Annotated in this window: 16 protein-coding genes and 1 tRNA gene; 11 read left to right on the top strand and 6 right to left on the bottom strand. The window is 56.3% G+C overall.

Features of this window, described 5'->3' with window-relative positions; translation table 11 throughout:
* Window positions 1–3 precede the first annotated feature (3 nt).
* The gene (locus BQ8290_RS02875; RefSeq protein WP_108787453.1) at window positions 4–1,179 is read right to left on the bottom strand and encodes a phytanoyl-CoA dioxygenase family protein; all 1,176 of its coding nucleotides are present in this window, start codon (window positions 1,177–1,179) and stop codon (window positions 4–6) included.
* 98 nt (window positions 1,180–1,277) lie between these two features.
* Here BQ8290_RS02875 and BQ8290_RS02870 point away from each other — a divergent pair, with 98 nt between their 5' ends.
* Window positions 1,278–1,946: a TetR family transcriptional regulator gene (locus tag BQ8290_RS02870; RefSeq protein WP_108787451.1), complete on the top strand. Its 669-nt coding sequence runs from the start codon at window positions 1,278–1,280 to the stop codon at window positions 1,944–1,946.
* Window positions 1,947–2,183: 237 nt separating this feature from the next.
* Here BQ8290_RS02870 and BQ8290_RS02865 read toward each other — a convergent pair.
* Window positions 2,184–2,270 (bottom strand) — tRNA-Leu (locus BQ8290_RS02865).
* Window positions 2,271–2,494: 224 nt separating this feature from the next.
* Between BQ8290_RS02865 and BQ8290_RS02860 the strand changes: the two genes are divergently transcribed.
* The gene (locus BQ8290_RS02860; protein ID WP_108787449.1) at window positions 2,495–2,743 is read left to right on the top strand and encodes a hypothetical protein; all 249 of its coding nucleotides are present in this window, start codon (window positions 2,495–2,497) and stop codon (window positions 2,741–2,743) included.
* A gap of 22 nt (window positions 2,744–2,765) precedes the next feature.
* On the opposite strand, the gene BQ8290_RS15050 is transcribed toward BQ8290_RS02860, so the two are convergent.
* On the bottom strand, window positions 2,766–3,971 hold the full coding sequence (locus BQ8290_RS15050) for a zinc-ribbon domain-containing protein (RefSeq protein WP_337660943.1): 1,206 nt from the start codon (window positions 3,969–3,971) through the stop codon (window positions 2,766–2,768).
* 97 nt (window positions 3,972–4,068) lie between these two features.
* Between BQ8290_RS15050 and ftsE the strand changes: the two genes are divergently transcribed.
* Genes ftsE through BQ8290_RS02835 form a run of 4 tightly spaced genes read left to right on the top strand, consistent with a single transcriptional unit; the run spans window position 4,069 to window position 7,070 of the window.
* Entirely contained in the window at window positions 4,069–4,839 is a 771-nt protein-coding gene (gene ftsE, locus BQ8290_RS02850) for a cell division ATP-binding protein FtsE (protein ID WP_108787447.1), read from the top strand.
* A complete protein-coding gene (locus BQ8290_RS02845; RefSeq protein WP_337660942.1) occupies window positions 4,836–5,777 on the top strand; it encodes a cell division protein FtsX in 942 nt (313 codons plus the stop codon). Before ftsE ends, BQ8290_RS02845 begins: the two co-directional genes overlap by 4 nt.
* 4 nt (window positions 5,778–5,781) lie before the next feature.
* The gene (locus BQ8290_RS02840; protein WP_108787445.1) at window positions 5,782–6,336 is read left to right on the top strand and encodes an ElyC/SanA/YdcF family protein; all 555 of its coding nucleotides are present in this window, start codon (window positions 5,782–5,784) and stop codon (window positions 6,334–6,336) included.
* A gap of 14 nt (window positions 6,337–6,350) precedes the next feature.
* Window positions 6,351–7,070, top strand: a complete 720-nt coding sequence (locus BQ8290_RS02835) for a 1-acyl-sn-glycerol-3-phosphate acyltransferase (protein ID WP_108791810.1) — start codon at window positions 6,351–6,353, stop codon at window positions 7,068–7,070.
* 63 nt (window positions 7,071–7,133) lie between these two features.
* Here the strand turns inward: BQ8290_RS02835 and BQ8290_RS02830 are convergent, their stop codons facing one another.
* The gene (locus tag BQ8290_RS02830; protein WP_108787443.1) at window positions 7,134–8,042 is read right to left on the bottom strand and encodes a prephenate/arogenate dehydrogenase family protein; all 909 of its coding nucleotides are present in this window, start codon (window positions 8,040–8,042) and stop codon (window positions 7,134–7,136) included.
* Window positions 8,039–9,154 carry a histidinol-phosphate transaminase gene (hisC, locus tag BQ8290_RS02825; protein WP_108787441.1) on the bottom strand — a complete coding sequence of 372 codons (1,116 nt, stop codon included), beginning with the start codon at window positions 9,152–9,154 and terminating at the stop codon, window positions 8,039–8,041. Before hisC ends, BQ8290_RS02830 begins: the two co-directional genes overlap by 4 nt.
* A 105-nt stretch (window positions 9,155–9,259) precedes the next feature.
* Here hisC and metX point away from each other — a divergent pair, with 105 nt between their 5' ends.
* Window positions 9,260–10,372: a homoserine O-acetyltransferase MetX gene (gene metX, locus BQ8290_RS02820; protein ID WP_337660941.1), complete on the top strand. Its 1,113-nt coding sequence runs from the start codon at window positions 9,260–9,262 to the stop codon at window positions 10,370–10,372.
* Window positions 10,369–10,974 (top strand): methionine biosynthesis protein MetW, encoded by a 606-nt coding sequence (gene metW / locus BQ8290_RS02815; protein ID WP_108787439.1) that lies wholly within the window; start codon window positions 10,369–10,371, stop codon window positions 10,972–10,974. Before metX ends, metW begins: the two co-directional genes overlap by 4 nt.
* Window positions 10,975–10,999: 25 nt before the next feature.
* On the opposite strand, the gene BQ8290_RS02810 is transcribed toward metW, so the two are convergent.
* Entirely contained in the window at window positions 11,000–11,392 is a 393-nt protein-coding gene (locus tag BQ8290_RS02810; RefSeq protein ID WP_108791806.1) for a VOC family protein, read from the bottom strand.
* 169 nt (window positions 11,393–11,561) lie between these two features.
* Between BQ8290_RS02810 and BQ8290_RS02805 the strand changes: the two genes are divergently transcribed.
* The 3 genes from BQ8290_RS02805 to msrB all read left to right on the top strand — a co-directional run bounded on the left by BQ8290_RS02805 (window position 11,562) and on the right by msrB (window position 13,284).
* Window positions 11,562–11,996 carry a hypothetical protein gene (locus BQ8290_RS02805; protein WP_108787437.1) on the top strand — a complete coding sequence of 145 codons (435 nt, stop codon included), beginning with the start codon at window positions 11,562–11,564 and terminating at the stop codon, window positions 11,994–11,996.
* Between the two features lie 81 nt (window positions 11,997–12,077).
* The gene (locus tag BQ8290_RS02800; protein WP_108791804.1) at window positions 12,078–12,749 is read left to right on the top strand and encodes a glutathione S-transferase N-terminal domain-containing protein; all 672 of its coding nucleotides are present in this window, start codon (window positions 12,078–12,080) and stop codon (window positions 12,747–12,749) included.
* 136 nt (window positions 12,750–12,885) lie between these two features.
* A complete protein-coding gene (gene msrB / locus BQ8290_RS02795) occupies window positions 12,886–13,284 on the top strand; it encodes a peptide-methionine (R)-S-oxide reductase MsrB (RefSeq protein WP_108787435.1) in 399 nt (132 codons plus the stop codon).
* Window positions 13,285–13,424 lie beyond the last annotated feature (140 nt).

Genomic DNA, 13,424 nt, shown 5'->3' with positions numbered 1-13,424 from the left:
CGCCTAGATGCTGAGATCAATGAGGTTATAGTCTTTGATGCTCGCCTTACTGGCGGGCGTCCACGCGAAACTCTCCTTCGCATCGGCAAATGGCGCATAGCTGTAAGGCTGCTCGTCAGGGTATTTTTGCTTCCTTGCGTCGATAGCGTAACCGATCACTTTTGAACGCTCTGCAATCACGGCGGCATTGTATGTCTCGACCGGGCAATGAATGCCCGCACCCTCAACATCGAGCACCGAAGACCGCTTGTGGAATCCGAAGTTGATCGTGAGGCGCGGCTCGAACCCGCTGTTTGCAAACGAGCCATGGACCAATTGGCGGTTGCAGATCACAACATCACCCGCTTCGCAAACGATCGGAACAGCTTCTTTCAGGCGTTCACTGCCGCTGTCTTTGACCATCGCCGGGATATCCATTTTACCCAGCTTGTGGGTGCCGGGGACAACCCACACTCCGTTTACCGGCGTGCTGCCATAGGCCTGGGCCATAAAATTGAAGCCGTGAATGTCCTCGTCGAAATCGGGATTATCCCAATGGCTATCGCCATCTTGATGCCATGAGACCGCGGCGCCGTAACCGGGGTCCTTGATAAAAAGCACTTCGGTGAACGGCGCAAAATCATCGCCATTGATACAGGCGGCGACTTTAAGAAGTTCTGGATGCCCATAGGTTCGCATCGCAGCGTCGGAGAATTGCAACGAGCCAAGCAAAATGAATGGAGTCGCCTCAGGCGCGTCTTCGCCCGCGTCCAGTTCTTGGAGCTTAACCTGATGCCGGCCATTGGCGATCTCAGTCCCGCCCAATGGATCGCTCAATGGCTTGCCCCAAGTTAGGCCAGGTCCTTTGCAATCCGCACCAAGGGCCGGGCGGCCGTGCATGTCGACCTCAGAACCGGGGTGGGTGGGAAACCGAGTGCGGAGCTCCTCAAGGTCCTCCTCAATGTCGCTGAGTTCTTCCCGACCGATGACGCCTTCGAAAATGTAGAAACCGTATGTCGAATATGCATCGAGAATCGTCTGATCGAGGGCCCCATCCGCATTGAATTTAATCGGTCCACGGTTGGGCAAAGTGAGCGCAGCCTCGAGCCCATCATTCATATACTTGCGGACTGCGTCGGCATCCTCGCCATAGCGCGCTGCGCAGGCTTCGATGGATTTTGAGAAGTCGAACTTTGCCATGTCTCTCTCCATTGGAGTTCTCATTATTTAAACATTGTTAAAACTTTTAACGTTGTCCAATTATTGAGTCAATAGCCGGAGCGGTCTATGAGGCGCGTATGGTTCAATCCGCTTCACTCGCCCCCAAAATGACTCGCGAAGACAAGAAGTCTCAGCGTGCAGAGCGCATTCTAAGTCACGCACGTGCTATGATTGCCAAAGATGGTTTTGAGGCGTTGAAGATTCGAGAACTGGCTGAACGAGCCCAGTTGACCGTCCCCACGATTTACAATCTCATCGGTGGTAAAGGCCAAATACTGAATCGAATCATCGAAGCGCTGGTTCAGCGGCTACACGAGGTTCAAAGCCGGTCCGATTTCAGCAGTATTGAGGCCGGGTTCGAACAGCAGATCACGCAGTTTGCTGATTTGTTTGCGCAGGATGAAGACTTTTATCGGGCCGCCTTTGTTGCGGGTGATCGCAGCGGGCTGTTTGAGCAACAATCCGATCATGGCATCTTCGCGCAATCGTTGAAGCAGCCGGTCCAAGCCTGCAAAGCAGCGCAAGCCGGCGGGCTACTAAGAGGCAATATCTCAGCCGAACAATTGGGTCGGCAAGTCTATGACAGCTACCGTCTGGCGCGGCAGGATTGGGCCAATGGCTACTTCGATCTGGATGGTTTCAGGAATCAAGCGCTAACAGGCGTCTTTATTACCCTCGCAGCGGATGCGACTCCAGAATTTCGCGGTCGCTTGCTGCAACGCATTTCGAATTTGGCGGGAAGATAGCGTTTTTGTTCAATTTTGCTGGGATTGGAGAGAAAAGCTGCCGTTCTTGTCGAACGCAATTTTCAATCGCAGTCAGCCGCTGAGAATCGGCAGGCGAATTTGCCCGGACTACACCCTCTAAACCCAATGCCTCTGACTACTGATGGCTCCCGACGACCGTGAACACCCCACAGAACTGCGCCATTTCGGGCTAGTTCCTGCACTTTGGTGATGTCTTGATGTCCAATAAGGACTGTTTGGTGCGGTCGAGAAGACTCGAACTTCCACGGCCTTTCGGCCACAACGACCTCAACGTTGCGCGTCTACCAGTTCCGCCACGACCGCACTCGGTAAGCGAGGCGCGCTGATGCGCTCCCCTTGGTAGGAGGGCGCCACTAGCAAGGGGCTATCCGCTGCGCAAGGCCTTTGATGACTGCTTTTGTGATCCGGCATCAACGTTGATCAAGACAGAGCGTTAACCGGTAAGGCTCCGCGCCCAAATGTCCCGCTGTGGGACCGGGTTACCAGATCGCTTGTGAAAAAGGTAAACGGGGCGGAAACCATTTGGCATGAGCTTCGCAGCCGCCATTGTTTTGATCGTCCAATCGTCCGCCGTTGCTACGGCGCCAGGCGCGGCAACTACGTCTGCCTCGCCATCCTCGCCCATCGCAGAGCGTGTCACAGCCCGGGCGAACGTGATACGCCCTGCTCGCATCAACTTTGATATCGAAACTTCCACTGCGTCGGTAACAACCCGGGCGAACACCGTTCAACGCGGGCGCGACGAAGCCGGCACAGTTTGGATCGAATTCAGCTAATTTGCATTGCCGATTAGGCGTATCAGTTCGGTGACCAGCCAATTTCGGCTGCTTTTGCCGCGGCGGGAATATCGGTCACGGCCTCGGTCACATTCAAGCTCTCACCTGGCGCCAATTCCCGTTTGGATGGGACGACGACCCAGCTGTACACGTTCTTCTCCCGCTCATCGCGAAACACCACCAAAAGGGTTGGCACGGTGACGGAGCTTTGCCCAGTGTTGCGGATGCTACCGCGTACACGGAAAATCTCTTCCCCGCTGTCGAGAACCTCGGTCCGGTTTTGGCTATCCGGAAAATCCAATTCTAGATCCGATTTTCCAATGCCAAAGGTTGGACGATTGACCGGGAACCAATCCGGCAAGCCAAAATAATTTACGGCGACGACAGTGCTGGACGCCAAAACCGCGAAAACACCGGCGGCAATGGTCCACATTTTCAACGAATTGCGACGGCGAGAGAAGGGCGGGCTGTAGTCGAATCGCGACCCCTCACTGTCGTCATAGCCATCGTCGTCATAGCCATCGTTGAAATCGTAATCGGCGTCGTCGGAAAACGGCTCGCTGTCGCTGTCGCTGTCGCTGTCGCGGGCATTGGCAAGCGGGTCGGACTCGAACGAAGTCTCAACCGCGCCTTGATCGGTGTCCGCCTTGGCAGCGTCGCCACCCATCCCTTGTTTCAAGGCGCGCGCAGCGATCCCCTCGCTCCCACTTGCGGTGGATTGGGCTGCATCGGGATGGTCTTCAGTGCGCCAATGGTTGATTGAAGGCCCTTCGGACGCGCTGTCTTCGTTGGTCTCAGCGGCCCGCTCCACGTCTGTAGGCGGCGCATCCGCTCTTTCCTCGGCAGTCTCGGTTTCGGCACTGCCGTTTTCATCAGTATTGTCGATCGGAGTTGGAATGCGCGGCGGGGAAGATGTGGGAACCGCAGCGGATGTCGGTGCAGCAGGACCCGTTTCAGCGGGCTGTTCTGCACCTTGATCCGGGGTCTCATCCGCCATTGTGTCAATCTGATCGGTGAGATCGAGTGGGGCCGAACCTTGGAACCAACTGTGCTTGCATTTGGCGCAGCGCACAGTGCGCCCGTCGCTGCCAATTGCAGTTTCGGGCACGACATAGCGTGTTCCGCAGGCTGGGCAGGAGATGATCATTACCTCTTCGGCAATAATGCGCCGCCGCTTGCGCACAAGGGTGCGTGCGTTCAGCAGGCGTGTTTCGCCGCGTTTTTCCACATTGAAGCGCAACTTTCGTCGATTTGCAGGGAATTGATTGGCGATTGAGCCATTGTTGGGCTTTCCCCGGCGGAGTGCCGCTGATAAATGCGCAGACATGACCGACCGGCCCTCCGAAATTGTGAAATTTGACAATGTGGGCCTGCGCTATGGCACCGATCCAGAGGTGTTGAGCGATCTTAGCTTCACGCTTTTCCCAGGCAGTTTTTACTTTTTGACCGGGGCCAGCGGCGCGGGAAAAACCAGCCTTCTGAAATTGCTTTACTTGGCACAGCGCCCTTCGCGAGGCAGCATCCGCATGTTTGGCAAGGACATGATCACACTGCCTCGCACCCGGTTGCCCGACTTTCGGCGGCGTCTGGGCGTCGTGTTTCAAAATTTCCGATTGGTTCCGCACCTTTCGGCGTTCGATAATGTGGCGTTGCCCTTACGTCTTTCCGGCACGGATGAGGCCAAAGTGCTGAAATCGGTTTCTGATATGCTCGAATGGGTCGGATTGTCGCATCGCGCTCAGGCGATCCCTGCGACATTATCAGGTGGGGAACAGCAACGCGTTGCGATCGCACGCGCCGTGATTGCGCGCCCGCAAATGTTGATCGCGGATGAGCCGACGGGCAATGTCGATCCTGATATGGCTCTCAAGCTGCTGCGCTTGTTTGAAGCGCTTAACAATCGCGTTGGTACGACGGTTATCGTCGCAACCCACGATGTGCACCTTCTAAAGAAAGTGCCCGATTCGTTGATTATGCGATTGCAGAAGGGGCGATTGTCCGATCCGACCGGTGCTCTGCGCTATCCGCCGCAACCATCGGGTAACAGCGCGGTTGCGAGAAAATCAAAGAACAAGCCCAAGGCGCCTGGTAAATGACCGCGTCGCCAGCATCAGAGGAACGGGTGCCGAACGCTCCGTCAATGAAAGGCAGCGCCAGCGCGCGCCTGTTGCCTCAGACGAGGTTCGGCGGGCCAATCCCGTGGGTCATCGCAATATTGATCGCACTGGTCGTAATCGCTGCCGCCGGTGGTCTTTCGCTGCGCAATCTTGCCGATAATGCGCGCGCCGATTTGTCCGATGCCGTGACTGTTCAGATCGTTGAGGCAGACCCGCAATCGCGCAACGCGCAAGCAACCGCAGCCGCGAACGCTCTTAGCAGCCACCCTTTGGTTACGTCTGTTCGTATCGTTCCAGAGGCGGAATTGGCCGAATTGTTGGAGCCTTGGTTGGGCAGCAGTGCGGCGAGTGAAGACGTACCAATTCCGGCTTTGATAGACGTAGAACTCACCCGTCAGGCGAGCTCAGCCGAAATTGCGCAATTGCAGGGCGCCTTGGATGACGCACTCGATCAGTTGGGCGGGGCCGCGCGGATCGATGCCCAATCCACCTGGCTCAAGCCTGTTTATGATGCTCTGGCTGCGATGCAATATCTTGCGCTGGCGTTGATTGGTTTGGTCGCTTTTGCGACTGCGGCGGCAGTCTGGTTGGCCGCCAGAAGCGCATTTTTCAACCACTCAGACACGGTTGAGATCATTCACCTGCTCGGCGGAACCGACGCGCAAGTCACCAAGATTTTCCAACGCTCTGTCCTGCGTGATGCGGCGTTTGGCGCGATTGTTGGTTTGGTGTTGGGATTGGGCGCGGTTTGGTTGTTGGGCCAACAGTTCGCTGCCTTGGATAGCGGTATGATCGGCGGCGGTGGCTTGGGCTGGATCGATTGGTTGATCATTGCTTGTATTCCATTGGCCGGTGTTCTGCTTGCGCTCATAACAGGGCGTATAACCATCGGTTTTGCCCTAAGGTCGATGTTGTAAGACGATGCCCAACCCCGCCCCAAAACCGATTCTACGCAATATCCTGTCCGGGGCTGTTTTGGTTTGGGCGCTGGGATTCTTGTGGTTCACGGTCAGCCTGCCACAACCTGCCGGAGATACGCGCACGGATGCGGTGATTGTTCCAACCGGCGGGGCCGGGCGGATCGCGCAAGGTTTGGTCGTGCTGGATCAAGGTTTTGCTTCGAAAATGTTGGTCACCGGCGTCGATCCCGAGGTGACGCCGGTTGAATTCGCTATCGAATTCGAAGTGGATCAAGCGCGCATGGATTGCTGTGTGACGCTTGGTTTTGTGGCGGTGGACACGCGTGGGAACGCAACAGAAACCGCAGAATGGGTTGAGGAAAACGGGGTCCAATCGCTGCGCCTAGTAACCACCGATTGGCATATGCGCCGCGCGGCGGGAGAACTTGATCGGACGCTGCCGCCTTCAGTGATGGTGGTTCGCGATGCCGTTCCATCGGAACCTAGCCTGCCCAGCCTGTTCCTTGAATATCATAAGTTGATCGCCAGTTCGGTGGCCGGCTTGTTCGGTTTTTGAGGTTTGTGATCCCCTTGGCACTCCTGCGTAGCCTTGCTTTCTATCCGGTATTTTACGGGTTCAGTGCGCTCTTGGTCGTGGCGTCAGTCTTGGCGATTCCGTTCGGACGCGAACAGTTGAAGAAGGTCGTCGCCCTATGGGGAGCGTGGCATGTGTGGTGCGTGCAATCCATCTTGGGCATCGAAATCGTGCAGGAAGGCGTCATCCCGGATGAGCCCGTCCTCATCGCGGTCAAGCATGAGAGTTTCTTCGAAGCGATAGACATGCCGCGCCTTTTCAGTTTTCCAACAGTCTTCGCAAAACGAGAGCTTTTCCTAATCCCTGGCTGGGGAATGTCGGCGCGGGTTTATGGTCTGATTCCTGTGGCGCGAGACAAGGGCGCACGGGCGCTACGCGAAATGATTGCAACCGCGCGTGAACGCGTGGATGAAGGCCGCCCTTTGGTTATATTCCCTGAAGGGACACGGGTCGAACACGGTGATGAACCACAATTGCAATCGGGGTTTGCAGGGATCTATAAATTGCTGCGTCTGCCGGTTGTTCCGATCGCGGTGAACAGCGGCCCAACCTATCACGGATTGATCAAAAAGCCGGGCGTGATCACGTACCGGGTTGGTGAGCCGATTCCCGCTGGGTTGCCGCGAGCAGAGGTTGAACGTCGCGTGCATGGCGCGATCAACGCGCTGAACACCGATGCAGGTTTCTCAGCCGACGACGCGCCGGCCAACGCCTAACCCAACACATTCTATTCCTTGGCGCCGGACGGAAATTCCGTATGGCGCTGTTGTGACCGCAAGTTAGGTGTGATCCTCGCGCCCGAAATCAGGACGTTCATCATCCTGCCCTTGTTCGATAACTTGACGGCGAATGGCGCGGGTTCTGCTGAAGAGATCGTGCAATGTCTCTCCATCGCCAGAACGAATGGCTCGTTGCAGCGCGGTGAGATCCTCGCTGAACCGACCGAGCATTTCGAGGACGGCACCTTTGTTGTTCAAGAATACGTCGCGCCACATGACTGGATCGGATGCGGCGATGCGGGTGAAATCGCGGAAACCACCAGCGGAATATTTGATGACTTCGCTTCGGGTCACCTCTTCTAAATCGCTCGCCGTTCCCACGATGGTAAAGGCGATTAGATGCGGAATGTGGCTTGTCACGGCTAGGACGAGGTCATGATGCGCGGCATCCATCAATTCTACGTTCGCACCCAGCTTGGTCCAAAAATCACTCAGAGATTGGACCGCGCCTTTTTCGGCGCCGTCTGCCGGAGTCAAAATGCACCAACGGTTGGAAAAGAGCGATGAAAAGCCAGCATCTGGCCCGCTTTGCTCGGTCCCCGCGACCGGGTGTGCTGGGATAATTGTATGGTCGGGCAAAGCGCGGCTCAGAGCCTCTGCAACGCTTTGTTTGGAAGAGCCCACGTCTGACACAATCGCGTTGGGGCGAATGTGTTGGGATAGGTCGCTCGCGGCCTGTTCCATGGCGCCGACTGGTACACACAAAATGATTAGATCGGCGTCTCGAACCGCATCGGCCGCGTTGTCGCATACCGTGCCAACCAAACCGCGATCACGCGCCGCGGCACGAACGCCAGCGTCACGGTCGAAACCGCACGTGGTGACATCGGGGGCGTGTTCGCGCACCGCCAATCCGATTGAACCGCCCAACAGGCCCAATCCGATGATTGCGACATTTTGGATGCTCATTCAGTCTCTCCGCACAATTGCCGCAGCGTGGCTGTGACACGCGCCATATCGTCCGCCTTGCCGATTGTGATGCGCAAACAATTGGCCAGATCGTCCACCTGCAGATGACGAACGGCGTATCCCGCCTCCGCCAACGCGGAGAGCGCGCTTGCCGCGCTGACATCTCCATCGAACCGGACCAAAACAAAATTGGCTTCGCTTGGAACGCAGGACAGGCCGTGATTGCCTAACGCTGATAGGGCTTCAACAAATCGAGCGCGCTCCGCCGTATTGTGGGCACGACTGGCAGCGACAAAATCTTGATCCCCCAAAGCGGTAAGCGCGGCGCGCTGTCCACTGGCGGTGACGTTGAACGGGCCGCGGATACGGTTGAGCACATCGATCAAACCGGGCGCACCCGTTGCCCAACCCACTCGCTCTGCCGCCAGTCCATAGATCTTTGAGAACGTGCGTGTGACCAGCACATTATCGTGGGCATTTGCCAGATCGAAACCGACACGTTGATTGGCCGGGTCGCAATATTCGCCGTACGCTTCGTCGATCACCAAAAGGATATCGTCGCGCAAACTGGCATGCAGTCGGTTGACGGCATCGGGTGAAATCCATGTGCCCGTCGGATTGTTGGGGTTGGCTAGGAAGACCACCCGTGTGCGCTCCGTTACTGCGGCCAAAATGGAATCGACATCAGCGGTGAAATCGGTGTCGTCGGCCTCGATTGGGATGGCTCCGCACCGCCGCGCGGCAATATCATAAACTGCAAAGCTGTTGCGGCTGAACAGCACTTCGTCGCCCGATCCGGCAAATCCTTGTGCCGCCAAGTTTAGCAACTCATCCGACCCCGTACCGCAAACGATCCGGTCCACATCCAAACCGTGCAATTTCGCTAGGGCGGATCGCAGCGCTTTTGAATCAGGGTCCGGGTATGCAGCAGCACCGTTGTCGTGAGCTTCGCGAGCAGAGATGAGGGAGTCCAAGGCCGCCGCACTTGTGCCCAAAGGATTTTCATTCGCGGACAATTTGATCAACGCACGGCCATCCTCGCCGGTTGCTTTGCCGGGGACATAGGCGTGAATGCCCAAGATATATGGTTTTGGAACGGGTGCGCGTGTCATGCCAAGTCGCTTGAAAGAAAAACGTCCCTTCGACAAGCGTGTGGGCAGCGGTTAAGGGATGAATCTGTTGTTTTTTGCCTACGCTGGGTTTGTCCGGGCGGGGGCTTGCGTTGGAATCACAATCTTTTGCCGCACATTTCCGCCACCTATGTTTTGCCCGAACCATTGCCGTTGGATAGTGGGCAAGCGTTGAACCCGGCCCAAATTGCCTACGAAACCTATGGTGAGTTGGCCGCAGACAAATCGAATGCTGTCCTCATCTGCCACGCGCTAACGGGCGATCAATATGTCGCTAGTGACCATCCGATTACTGGCAAGCCTGGGTGGTGGGAACGGATGGTTGGGCCGGGCAAGCCAATCGACACCGATCGGTTGCATGTCATTTGCGCCAATGTGATCGGCAGTTGCATGGGATCTAGCGGACCCGCCAGTCAGGCGCAGGATGGCGCGCCGCATGGGATGCGTTTTCCGGTCATCACGGTGCGTGATATGGTGCGCGGCTTGGTCGGCCTGCTGGATGGATTGGGCATTGAGCAACTGCACACTGTCGTCGGGGGATCGATGGGCGGGATGCAGGCATTGAGCCTTGCCGCGAATTGGCCCGATCGCGCCGCGCGGGTTTTGGTGATTGCATCGACCGCACGGCATTCTGCACAAAATATCGCCTTTCACGAAGTCGGCCGGCAAGCGATTATGGCCGATCCAGCTTGGGCCAATGGTAATTATTATGCGACGGGGGCATCGCCCGACAACGGCTTGGCCGTTGCGCGCATGGCTGCGCATATCACCTATCTCTCCGAAGAGGGTCTAACCGCGAAGTTTGGCCGCCGATTGCAGGATCGTTCTTCAAAGAGTTTTGGGTTTGACGCCGATTTTCAGGTCGAAAGTTACCTTCGCTATCAAGGCAGCGGTTTCACCCAAAGGTTCGATGCCAATTCATATCTCTACATCACGCGGGCGATGGACTATTTCGATCTGGCAGAAGAGCATGGCGGCAAATTGGCCGATGCTTTTGCCGGGGCATCGGCACGGTTTTGTCTGGTCAGCTTTGACACCGATTGGCTCTACCCCACCGCAGAAAGCCGCCATATTGTCCACGCGCTCAACGCCGCGGGTGCAAAGGTTAGCTTTGTCGAATTGAGCGCACCGAATGGACACGACAGCTTCTTGCTGGAGCATGATGAGCTTGATCGGGTGGTGCGGGGATTTGTCGAATGAGCCAATTTTCAACAAGCAGTCTTCGCCCCGATCTAGCGGCCATCGCCGAACATGTCGGTGCGGGTAGCCGGGTTCTGGATATTGGATGCGGCGATGGAGATTTGATGGGCGCGTTGGAGTCCGAGAAGGGCTGCGATGCGCGCGGCCTTGAACTCGATCCGGTGCTCGTGGGGCGGAGTGTCGCGCGTGGCCTTTCGGTGGTGCAGGGTGATGCAAACACAGATCTTGCCAATTACCCTGACAAGGCGTTCGACTACGCTATTCTTAGCCAGACCCTGCAAACCGCAGCGCGTCCGGACCTTATGCTGGATGAATTGTTGCGCGTGGGCCGCCGCGCGTTTGTTTCCTTCCCCAACTTTGCGCATTGGCGGACCCGCGCCGCGTTGATGTTTGGGGGGAAAATGCCGGTGACGCGCGCATTGCCTGTAAGCTGGTACGAGACAGACAACATCCACCATGTGACAGTTGATGATTTTCGTGATCTTGCAAAAGACAAGAGCGCCCAAATTGAGCGCTCTTGGTTCTTTGCCGACGAACGCGCCATTTCTCCGTTTGGAGCAAATTGGCGCGCCGAATTTGCGGTGTTTGAGTTGAGCCGTTGAGGCCCAACTCAAAACCAATTTCGATTTAGCCCGCCATATGGATGCCGCACATTTTGTGGCCATCGGGATCGAGGAAATAGCAAAGGTTCATAGTGCCCATCGAACCGCTGCGCGGGCCGGGAGGGTCTTCGATGCTGGTGCCGCCATTGGCGACGGCCACATCGTGCAGTTCGGTGACTTGCTCAAGCGATGAACATTTGAAACCGATGGTAAAACCGTTGGCGCAGTTGGCCTTTTCGCCGTTGATCGGTTCGCTGATCGAAAACGTGCTACCATCGTGGCTGTAGAATAGGCGTGTATGTCCGGTGTCGTTCACATTGACGAAGGGTTCGCTTGCCCCAAGCACGCCGAGCACGGCGGAGTAGAAGGTCTTTGACCGTTCGATGTCGTTGGAACCAATCATTACATGGTTGAGCATTGGCACATTTCCTCTCTCTGGATTGCATATCAATTTGCAGATATCGAAGTAGTGACGCGACCAGCGGACCACAACCAGTTTGTGCGTGCGGTCCCATTTCCCAATATTCTGACTTGGAACAGGCGATCGCGTCACGGGCCGTTCATCCATCACGATGGATAGCGTGACCATGACTGTTTCATTGTTTACCGCCTTTGCGGCCCCGTTCCTTTTGCAAGCGACGGCAGATGTCGATGTTGGTGCCCAGACAGGCGCAGGTGCTCCTTCCATCGAAGCGACCTTACCTAAGGTCACATCCTTGGACCAACTGCCGATCGAACAAGCCGCCAGCATGCGTTGCAGCGTGGCGTTTGCTCTGGTCACACGTTGGCAAAACCAGGGCGATCCGCGTGGGGCAAACTATCCGGATCTCGAAGCGGATGGAGGCAGAGAATTCTTTGTCAGATCGCTCTCCCCGTTGATGCGAGACCGAGGGATGAGCGGCACCGAAGTCCAAACGATGATCCTACGCGAAGTGCAGGAATTGGAGCAGATCGACAAGGGTGCTCAGGCCCAATCCATGATGCCGGCGTGCTTGTTGATGAAGCAGTCTGCTGGGCTTTAGCTAGGCGTGTCAATTTCTGATCAGTGACGCGGTGGATTGGAGTGGATTCGCCCATCATCTTCGGGCATGGGTGGCCGGACCATGTGGCAGCTTTACCAATTTCCTCTTTGCCCTTTTTCGCGCAAGATCCGCCTGCTTATGGGCGAAAAAAACGTCGCCTATGATTTGGTGCGCGAAGACCCGTGGGCCGCGTCCGATCACTTTCTTAACCTCAACGCAGCGGGCCGAACGCCGGTTTTGGTGAATGAGGGTAAGGGCATAACTTTGGCCGACAGCCGGGCGATTGGTGAATATCTCGAAGAGACAGTCGATCGCGCTCCAATGATCAATGGCACGGCAACAAACCGCGCCGAAATCCGCCGATTGACGGCTTTGTTCGACGAAAATTTCTTTAACGATGTAACGGCGCCGTTGTTGTTGGAGCGGATGAAGAAGCGGATCGTTCTACGCCAGCCCCCTGATAGCCGCGCTTTGCGCGAAGCGATGCGTATGGCTCATGGCCATTTGGACTACATGGATTGGTTGATCGACAATCGACCTTGGCTTGCTGGGTCGACGATGAGCATGGCCGATTTGGCGGCTGCCGCTCAGATTAGCGTTGCCGATTATTTGGGCGGTATCGATTGGCAGGGCCATGAACAAACGCGCGGCTGGTACGCGGTATTCAAAAGCCGGCCCAGTTTTCGGCCGCTCTTGTCGGAACGCATGGATGTTATCAAACCCCCTGATCACTACGCTCAAGTCGACGGATAAACGGGCTTCTTTGAGAGCGAGAAATTCCAGTCACTTGTGAAGCCGGCCGTTAAATCCGATATAATCGTTCACCAACCTGACCCCGGTTGCATCTGTGGCAGTGTTTAAACGCGCAGATGGATCAGAGGAGAAAAGAATGAGCGATCCAAAAACCAAAACCGACACTGAGTGGCGCGAGAAATTGACGCCGGAGCAATATCATGTGTTGCGCGAGGCGGGAACAGAGCGCGCTTTCACCGGTCAGTATGATAAGCATTACGACGAAGGCGAGTATGTTTGCGCGGGTTGCGGCACCGTGCTGTTCGCGAGCGATTCTAAATACAACAGCGGTTGCGGATGGCCTGCCTTCACAAAGCCGGCCCAGGACGAAACCGTCGAGGAGCGACGCGATGTGTCGTTTGGCATGGTCCGCACGGAGGTTTTGTGTTCTGCGTGCGGCGGTCATTTGGGTCATGTGTTCCCCGATGGCCCACCTGAAGATGGTGGCATGCGCTATTGTATAAACTCAGCCGCTTTGAATTTTGATGCCGACTGATTTGCGTTGAGTATTGCGATGGGGATGATGCGCGGCGCATTGTTCACGCCCGGTTACAAGTGTTCTAAGCATAACGATGCTTGAAATGCTGTGTCCGACACCGGTTCAGCCAAACACGCCATCAGGAATAGGCCATAAAG

The sequence above is a fragment of the Erythrobacter sp. Alg231-14 genome (genome assembly GCF_900149685.1).
Taxonomy (GTDB): domain Bacteria; phylum Pseudomonadota; class Alphaproteobacteria; order Sphingomonadales; family Sphingomonadaceae; genus Erythrobacter.
This window is presented reverse-complemented; position numbering and strand designations above follow the sequence as displayed.

What these genes read in the sequence shown, in the direction of transcription:
- BQ8290_RS02875 (WP_108787453.1), bottom strand. Translation starts at nt 1,179, where the DNA reads ATGGCAAAGTTCGACTTCTCAAAATCCATCGAAGCCTGCGCAGCGCGC.
- BQ8290_RS02870 (WP_108787451.1), top strand. Translation starts at nt 1,278, where the DNA reads ATGGTTCAATCCGCTTCACTCGCCCCCAAAATGACTCGCGAAGACAAG.
- BQ8290_RS02860 (WP_108787449.1), top strand. Translation starts at nt 2,495, where the DNA reads ATGAGCTTCGCAGCCGCCATTGTTTTGATCGTCCAATCGTCCGCCGTT.
- ftsE (WP_108787447.1), top strand. Translation starts at nt 4,069, where the DNA reads ATGACCGACCGGCCCTCCGAAATTGTGAAATTTGACAATGTGGGCCTG.
- BQ8290_RS02845 (WP_337660942.1), top strand. Translation starts at nt 4,836, where the DNA reads ATGACCGCGTCGCCAGCATCAGAGGAACGGGTGCCGAACGCTCCGTCA.
- BQ8290_RS02840 (WP_108787445.1), top strand. Translation starts at nt 5,782, where the DNA reads ATGCCCAACCCCGCCCCAAAACCGATTCTACGCAATATCCTGTCCGGG.
- BQ8290_RS02830 (WP_108787443.1), bottom strand. Translation starts at nt 8,042, where the DNA reads ATGAGCATCCAAAATGTCGCAATCATCGGATTGGGCCTGTTGGGCGGT.
- hisC (WP_108787441.1), bottom strand. Translation starts at nt 9,154, where the DNA reads ATGACACGCGCACCCGTTCCAAAACCATATATCTTGGGCATTCACGCC.
- metW (WP_108787439.1), top strand. Translation starts at nt 10,369, where the DNA reads ATGAGCCAATTTTCAACAAGCAGTCTTCGCCCCGATCTAGCGGCCATC.
- BQ8290_RS02810 (WP_108791806.1), bottom strand. Translation starts at nt 11,392, where the DNA reads ATGCTCAACCATGTAATGATTGGTTCCAACGACATCGAACGGTCAAAG.
- BQ8290_RS02805 (WP_108787437.1), top strand. Translation starts at nt 11,562, where the DNA reads ATGACTGTTTCATTGTTTACCGCCTTTGCGGCCCCGTTCCTTTTGCAA.
- BQ8290_RS02800 (WP_108791804.1), top strand. Translation starts at nt 12,078, where the DNA reads ATGTGGCAGCTTTACCAATTTCCTCTTTGCCCTTTTTCGCGCAAGATC.
- msrB (WP_108787435.1), top strand. Translation starts at nt 12,886, where the DNA reads ATGAGCGATCCAAAAACCAAAACCGACACTGAGTGGCGCGAGAAATTG.